The 7575-nt window shown below is 64.3% G+C and carries 5 protein-coding genes and 3 pseudogenes; 5 read left to right on the forward strand and 3 right to left on the reverse strand.

Annotated elements, in window-relative coordinates; genetic code table 11:
• The 4 genes from ACLP25_RS19080 to ACLP25_RS19095 all read left to right on the forward strand — a co-directional run.
• Positions 1-546 (forward strand): nitroreductase family protein (locus ACLP25_RS19080; protein ID WP_442470740.1); only part of this gene is annotated, 546 nt, incomplete at its 5' end.
• A 141-nt stretch (positions 547-687) separates the two neighbouring features.
• Complete coding sequence (locus ACLP25_RS19085) at positions 688-1836, forward strand: Gfo/Idh/MocA family protein (RefSeq protein WP_442470741.1); 1149 nt, start codon at positions 688-690, stop codon at positions 1834-1836.
• A gap of 45 nt (positions 1837-1881) precedes the next feature.
• Positions 1882-2967: an aldo/keto reductase gene (locus ACLP25_RS19090; RefSeq protein ID WP_442470742.1), complete on the forward strand. Its 1086-nt coding sequence runs from the start codon at positions 1882-1884 to the stop codon at positions 2965-2967.
• A complete protein-coding gene (locus ACLP25_RS19095) occupies positions 2954-3073 on the forward strand; it encodes an SDR family NAD(P)-dependent oxidoreductase (RefSeq protein ID WP_442470744.1) in 120 nt (39 codons plus the stop codon). Before ACLP25_RS19090 ends, ACLP25_RS19095 begins: the two co-directional genes overlap by 14 nt.
• A 214-nt stretch (positions 3074-3287) precedes the next feature.
• Here the strand turns inward: ACLP25_RS19095 and ACLP25_RS19100 are convergent.
• Together ACLP25_RS19100 and ACLP25_RS19105 are read right to left on the reverse strand one after the other, a co-directional pair.
• A pseudogene (locus tag ACLP25_RS19100) lies at positions 3288-4492 on the reverse strand (efflux RND transporter periplasmic adaptor subunit).
• Positions 4485-4865, reverse strand: a pseudogene (locus ACLP25_RS19105) (efflux RND transporter permease subunit); the annotation flags it as partial. The pseudogenes ACLP25_RS19100 and ACLP25_RS19105, both read right to left, overlap by 8 nt.
• On the opposite strand from ACLP25_RS19105, the pseudogene ACLP25_RS19110 reads away from it, so the two are divergent.
• Positions 4847-5748 (forward strand): annotated as a pseudogene (locus tag ACLP25_RS19110) (LysR family transcriptional regulator). The pseudogenes ACLP25_RS19105 and ACLP25_RS19110 sit on opposite strands and share 19 nt — an antisense overlap.
• 249 nt (positions 5749-5997) lie before the next feature.
• Here ACLP25_RS19110 and ACLP25_RS19115 read toward each other — a convergent pair.
• The coding region (locus tag ACLP25_RS19115) for a sigma-54-dependent Fis family transcriptional regulator (protein ID WP_442470743.1) at positions 5998-7575 on the reverse strand (1578 nt) is incomplete at its 5' end.

Here is a 7575-nt window from a genome sequence, read left to right on the forward strand (position 1 = left end):
ACAGACGGCGGCAGGCCGCTGGCGCAGGCGCTGTGGGCGCGCCGTTCGATCCGCGAATACGCGGATAAGCCGGTGCCAATCGAGGTGTTGTCGAACCTGTTGTGGTCGGCCTGCGGCGTCAATCGCCGAGAGACGGGCGACCGCACCGTGCCGTCGTGGCGCCACGCCCTTGAGAGCGAGATCTTCGTCGCCGCTGCGGACGGCGCCTGGAGCTACGACGGCAAGGCGCATCGCCTGACGATGGTCGTCGCGGAGGACATCCGCGCCCAGACCGGCGTGCAGGACTTCGTCGGCTCGGCGCCGCTCGATCTCGTCTATGTCGCCGACGGCAGCCGGCTGCAAGGCGCCTCGGCCGACGAAAAACGCTTATGGGCGTTCACCGACGTCGGATTCCTCGGCCAGAACGTCTATCTGTTCTGCGCCTCAGAGGGCTTGGCGACGGTGTTTCGCGCCTCGCTCGACCGCGCCCGATTGGCGCAGACGCTGCGCCTGCCCGACACGAAATTCATCACTTGCACGCAGACGGTCGGGTACCCCAAGGCTTGAATGACCGGGCGGGAGCGCATGACGCGCTTCGATACCGTCGGCTTCCTGGTCATGATCCGGTTCAGCTGACACAGAGGCGCGCCTGAGGGCTTGCGGTGGCTTACGGGGGATCGAGCGCTAACGGGAGGAAGGAGGCAGTCCATGGCTGAACAACGTCTTCGGGTCGGCATCATCGGTCTGCAGCCGGAGCGAAGCTGGGCGGCGCGCGCGCATGTCCCCGCATTGCGGGCCCTCTCCGACACCTTCGAGATCGTCGGGGTCGCCAATAGCAGCCGCGCCAGCGGCGAAGCCGCGGCGGCTGCGTGCGGCCTTCCGCGGGCTTTCCCGGACGCCCGTGGGCTCGTCACCTCTTCGGAGATCGACATCGTCACGGTGACGGTGAAGGCGCCCCACCACTTCGAACTCGTGAGGCTCGCGCTCGATGCGGGTAAGCACGTCTACTGCGAGTGGCCTCTGGGGAATGGCTTGTCCGAGGCCGAGCAATTGACTGCGCTTGCGCGCCAGAAAGGTGTGCTCCCTGTCGTTGGCGCCCAGGCTCGCGTCGCGCCTGAGATCATCCATCTTCGTCGCCTTATCGATGAAAGATTTGTGGGAGAAGTCCTCTCCACAACGCTTACCGGTTGGGGACGCAGTTGGGGCGCCACGGTCGAGAGCGCGAAGACGTCGGGCTATCTGCTCGATGTCGCCAATGGCGCCACCTTGCTGACCATCCCGGTCGGACACACGCTGGCCGCGCTGCGCGATGTGCTCGGCGACGTCGCCAGGGTATCTGCGGTCCTCGCCAATCGCCGCACCGAGGTCCGCGCCCTGGACAGCGGTGAAATGCTGCCGATGACCGCGCCCGACCATGTGCTGGTCATCGGCCGCCTCGCGAGCGGCGCGGCGCTATCGCTGCATTATTGCGGGGGCCTTCCGCGCGGAACGGACGGATTCGTGTGGGACATCCACGGCAGCGCCGGCGACATCCGAGTGACCGGCCCGACCGGGCATGCTCAGATGGTACCGCTCTCGCTGGCCGGCGCCCACGGCGACGATCGAACCCTCCGCCCACTTGAAGCGCCAGCGTCTGACAAGGCGGGATGGCCTGATGAGGTCATCCCAGGCAACGTCGCCAGGCTTTACGCGCGCATGGCGCAGGACCTGCGCGACGGCACAAGCACTGCCCCGACATTTGCCGACGCAGTCGCCCTGCATCGTCTGATCACAACCATCGAGACGGCGAGTCTTCAGGCCATCGACGTTCCGCCCGAGGCCGCCAACCGCCGGCTGCCTTCGACCGACCAACCATGAGGGTCGCGCAATTTAAAGCGCCACGTTTCGCAAAGGAGAAACCGCATGTCGCTCGATCAGTATGTCACCCTGGGCCACTCCGGTCTGCGCGTCAGCCCATTCTGCCTGGGCGCCATGACCTTCGGTGAGGATTGGGGCTGGGGTTCGAGCGTGTCGGATTCCGAGCGCATCTTCGACCATTACATCGAATGCGGCGGCAATTTCATCGACACGGCCAACGGGTACACCAAGGGCCACTCCGAAAAGATTATCGGCGACCATGTGGGCCGGGATCCCAAGAAGAGAGACCGTCTGGTCATCGCCACCAAGTTCATGTCCAACATGTTCCTCGGCGACCCGAATGGCGGCGGCGCGAGCCGCAAGGCCGTCATCGCCCAATGCGAAGAATCGCTGCGGCGGCTTCAGACCGATTACATCGATCTCTACTGGATGCACCTCTGGGACCGCTTTACCCCGATCGAGGAAACGATGGCGGCGCTCGACACGCTCGTGCGACAGGGCAAGGTGCGTTACATCGGTTTCTCCGATACTCCGGCGTGGAAGGTCGCGCAGGCGCAGACGCTCGCACACTTCCGCGATTACGCACCGCTTATCGCTTTGCAGATCGAGTACTCGCTGCTCCAACGGACGGTTGAGGGCGATCTGATGCCGATGGCGCGGGAACTCGGGCTCGGCGTCACGCCCTGGAGCCCGTTGAAGGGGGGCGTCCTCAGTGGGAAGTACAAGCGCGAAGATCATGGCAAACATCAACCGGGTCGCGGAGCGCGTATCACCAACCTCCTCGACGAGCGCACCTATGCGCTGCTCGACCTGATGGGCGACATTGCCCGCGAGCACGACACCACCGTACCGCGCGTGGCTCTCGCCTGGCTTCGCACCCGCCCTGGAGTCACCTCGCCGATCATTGGCGCGCGAACGCTCGATCAGCTCAACGATAACCTCGCCGCACTCGAGGTGACACTCACTCAGGCGCAGATCACAAAGCTGAATGAGGCGAGCAAGCCGCAGCTTGCCTTCCCGGCGGATTTCGTCGCTGCTGGGACAATGTTCTACTTCGGCGGCACAACCATCGACGGCCAACGCGGCGAGGTTTGGTCTCAGGCGCCTCAGAGCGACGCTGAACGTTACTGAGGGATTTCGGACGCGCGATAGCGAACAGGTCAAGGCGGCCGTCGCGCAGGCCGAGGCTGAATTCGGCGCTGTCGACGTGCTCGTCAACAATGCCGGCCACGGCTAACGCGCTGCCGTGGAGGAGGCCGACGAGGCCGAAGTGGATGAACTCGCCTCCAGTTTCTTCGGGGTGGTGGCGATCGTTGTCCTGCCCTGCTGAAGAAATCCAATGCATGAAGGCGCCAATCGGCGTTGAAACCTCGGGCCGAACGACAGACGTTCGACCGAAGCGCCTGAGCGCCATCCCCCTGCATGTTATCTCTGCCATCGCTTTGTACCGCTCACTTCCCTTCGACGGCCGTTGCTCTTCCCCCAGCCGACGCGACGGTCTTGGCGCCCACTCCGACGATCCGAACCGGATCTCCCGCAGCAAGTCCATCCGGGGGAGCGGCTATGACCCTGTCGTCGGCTTTAAGTCCTGCGCCGATTTCGATTTCGGCCCCCAGATCCCGAGCGATCGTAACCGTTTTGAACGCGACGTGATCTTCGGAATCGAGCGTTGCGACGCGAAGGCCCGACGAATCGAAGATGAGCGCGCTGACGGGAATCCGAAACGAGCCAGCGGTGCCGGCGAGATCCAAATGAACATTCGCATATCCGCCCGGCATCAACGCGCCGTCCCCGTTTTCCACCATGAGCTGCATATGCGTCGTGCCGGAACTGACATCGACGGAACGCGCCGAAGCTTCCACGACTGCGGGAAATGTCCGGCCGGGATATTCAGGGACCGTGACAATCGCCTTGGCGCCAATCATTATCGCCGGCGCATATTTCTGCGGCACGTTAATGGAAACCCGCAACCGGTGAACGTCTGAGATATAACGAACATCGCCAAGCCGGCGCTAGACCCGGCGCTGATCAAGGCGCCGACGTCGGTGTTACGCTCGGTTACGAGGCCGTCGAACGGAGCGGCGACATTCTTGTATGAGGCGAGCACCTGGAGGCGTTCGACATTGGCCTCGCTCGAATGTACGGCCGCGTCCTTGTTGGCGAGATCGGCGGCGCGCTGGTCGATCTCTTGTTGCGAGGCCGCATTCGAATTCAGAAGACTGCGGCCTCGGCTCAGAGTGACCGCCGCCAATTTCTGGCCGGCTTCCGCGCTGCTCAAATCCGCGCGGGCTTGCAGAAGCTGCTGATCGAGGTCTGGCGATTCGATCTCCGCAAGCGTCTGTCCGGCCTTGACCGAGGCGCCTATGTCGACCTTCCAATCCTTCACATAGCCGCTGACCCGCGCGTAAATCGGTGCGCGGAGATTGGCCTCCAGCCTTCCAGGCAGGTTAAGGCTGGTGATCCCCGGTTTCGCGTCGAGCGGGATGATCGACACCGTCGGAACCGCCTGCGCCTCCGTCCATTGTTGTAGCTTGGCGCTGCTCTTTTCGCGCTCGGCGATGCCCGTAACGACAAGAGTTACACCGCCCACTACGGTCAGGACGCCTACAAGGCCCAGTTTGGCCTTGTAGGCGCGACTAACGGTCGGCTCAGACATGATGCGGGGTTTCCGTTTGCGCGGGCTGGATTGCCGGCGTGCGCTTATGGACAAGGCTGAAGACGACGGGAACGAAAATCAACGTGGCGATTGTCGCGAAGAACAAGGCGCCGACGACCGCGCGTCCGAGCGGGGCGTTCTGTTCGCCCCCTTCGCCGAGGCCCAGCGCCATCGGCGCCATCCCGATGATCATCGCCAAGGCAGTCATTACGACGGGCCTGAAGCGGACGAATCCGGCCTCAAGCGCCGCGGCGATCGGGTCGCCGATTTCGGCATAACGTTCGCGTGCGAAGCTGCCGCGCCGGGGTCGATTAGATGCGACAATCCGCATGACGGCATATCGGGAATTCATCAATGCGCCGCGAGGAGCTGGTCGATCTCAACGCCTTCCTGGTCGTCGGTGAAGAGCAGAGTTTCACCCGCGCCGCCGCCAAGCTCGGCACGTCGCAGCCCGCCTTGAGCTACACCATCCGGCGGCTGGAGGAACGGCTCGGCGTCCGCCTTCTGGTGCGCACGACGCGCCGCGTCGCGCCGACGGAAGCCGGCGAACGCCTCCTGAAGACGCTCGGCCCGGCGCTGGACGAAATCTCCGTCGAACTCGCCTCGATCAGCGAGCTTCGCGAGAAGCCGACGGGAACGATCCGCATCACGACGTCCGAACACGCAGCGCGCGCCATCCTCTGGCCGACGATGAAGAGGCTGCTGCCGGACTATCCCGACATCCACGTCGAACTGACGATCGAGTCGGCCCTGTCTGACATCGTGGCCGAACGCTTCGACGCCGGCGTCCGGTTGGGCGAATCGATCGCCAGGGACATGGTGGCCGTCCGCATCGGTCCGGACCTGCGCATGGCGGTCGTGGGATCGCCGGCCTATTTCACCGGCCGCGCCAATCCTTCGACCCCCAAGACCTTGGCGCCCATCAGTGCATAAACCTGCGCCTGGTTAGCGCGGGGGGACTCTATGCCTGGGAGTTTGGAAAGGACGGCCGCGAACTGAAGGTGCGAGTCGATGGCCAGCTTGCCTTCAACTCCGCGCAGATGGTCGTCCAAGCCTGTCTTGACGGCTTCGGTCTCGCTTCCGTACCGGAAGACCCCGTCGCTGACCGCCTGGCCGATGGGAACCTTGTCCGGGTCCTGGATGACTGGTGTCCGTCCTTCGCCGGCTTCCATCTCTATCATCCGAGCCGCCGCCAGCCGTCGGCCGCGTTTGCGCTCCTCGTTGACGCTCTGCGCTACCGGCTTGACCGATCATAGGGCGTGGAGCCGAACGAACCTTAGCCGTCGTAAGCCCGTTTCGGGCCAAGTTTTTCGGTTCCGGGTGCGTTCTGAAGCACAAAACTCCGTAAGACAGCCACCATATATCTTACGGAGAGACCGCGCTAGTTGAAAATATTCACGTTAAGCTAACGCCGATCAGCTCGCGGATCCCGCCCCGAGCAAAAAGCCGGTTCCCAACCGAAATTAACAAGTTGCGACGCTCATCGTCGCTCCGAGCCAACCCGGTCACACGCCCTCAGCGCGAAGCGGGCGTTCGACATTGTGAGACCTCAGCATGCGGTGCAACGTCGCGCGGCTCACGCCGAGGGATCGCGCCGCCGCGCTGACGTTCCCACCGCTCGAACGGAGGGCGGCAAGAACCGCTTCCCAGCCGGCAGTGGTCATCGCCGTCCGCAAGGCTGTCGACGACGCCTCTGATTGCGGCGCTGGATCGGGCTCCCGCGGCAACGCCGGCAGAATCGCGGGCAGATCGGCTACAGTGATGACGCCGTCCGAGATCGCGATCGCCAGGCGGATGACACTGGACAGTTGTCGGATGTTGCCGGGCCAATCGTAGGCCTGCAACCGGGCGAGCGCAGCGGGCTCGATCGTCGTTCGGCGGCTCGCGGGCGAAAAGCGAACGAGCAGGGTCGAGACGATGTGCGAAAAGTCTAGGCGGCGCCGCAGCGCAGGCAGAACGAAGCGTGCGCCGCAGATGCGATAGTAGAGGTCCTCGCGGAAACGTCCCGTCGCGACCAGGTCTTGCAGGTTGCGATTGGTCGCGCAGACGAGGCGCAGATCGAACTTGACGGGTTCGACGGCGCCGAGAGGCGTGACCTCGCGGTCCTCGATTGCCCGAAGCAGGCGCGCCTGGAGTTCGAGGGGCATGTCCCCGATCTCGTCTAGAAACAACGTGCCGCCGTCGCTCGCGAGGATCTTGCCGATCTTGCCGGCCTTGAGGCCGCCGGTGAACGTGCCCGGCGCATAGCCGAATAGTTCGCTGTCGACCAAGGAGTCCGGCAACGCGGCGCAGTTCAGGGCCACGAAGCGCTTTGCGCGACGTGAGCTGTAGGTATGGAGCGCCCTGGCGAAAACGTCCTTGCCGACTCCCGTCTCGCCTTCGACGAGTACCGGAATGTCGGAGTCGGCGATCCGCTTGCCGAGCCGCACGCATTCGCGCGCCTTCGGGTCTTCGCCGGCTAGATCGTCCAGGGTCATCGCGCCCGACGCTTCGACATCGCTGGCCCGCTCGGCGCGACGGGGTGTGGAGCGCAGGATCGATGGCAGAGCGAAAGCGAAACCAGCGGACGGGCAGGCCGCTTCAAGCCGCTGCATGCGGCCCGACGAGCGCTCCAGCGTCGCCGCGTCGACGCCAAGCAGGCTCTCGACGGATCGACCGATGACAGACGATCGGTCAGGGGCGCCGAGGAGGCGCACCGCGCGTTCGGACGCGCCGAGCACACGGCCGCGATCATCGAGCGCGAGGACCGTGTTGAAGCTCCGCGGCAACAAGCTCGGAGAATCCGTCAGCACGACAAGAGGATTTGCGCTGAAGTGACGGCGGAACGCCGTCGCCTCTATGTGGTCCGCCGCCTCGCCGATCACCTGTAGCAAGAGCGCGGCCTCGGATGCGACCGGACGTCGATAGCCGGAAAAATCGATTACGCCGAGCAACGCCCCTTCCGGATCGAACAGGGGCGCCGCGCAGCAAATGAATTGCTTCAAGGACGCGTGATAGTGCTCTTCGCCGTTGATCGACACAGCGCGCCGCTCGACGATCGCGGTTCCGATGCCGTTCGTGCCCACGATCGATTCCGGCCAGAA

Origin of the sequence: Roseiarcus sp. (assembly GCF_052145395.1) — a bacterium.
Classification (GTDB): Bacteria; Pseudomonadota; Alphaproteobacteria; order Rhizobiales; family Beijerinckiaceae; genus Roseiarcus.

Excerpts from the sequence above, each read along its gene's own strand:
- ACLP25_RS19085 (WP_442470741.1), top strand. The coding sequence starts at position 688 with ATGGCTGAACAACGTCTTCGGGTCGGCATCATCGGTCTGCAGCCGGAG.
- ACLP25_RS19090 (WP_442470742.1), top strand. The coding sequence starts at position 1,882 with ATGTCGCTCGATCAGTATGTCACCCTGGGCCACTCCGGTCTGCGCGTC.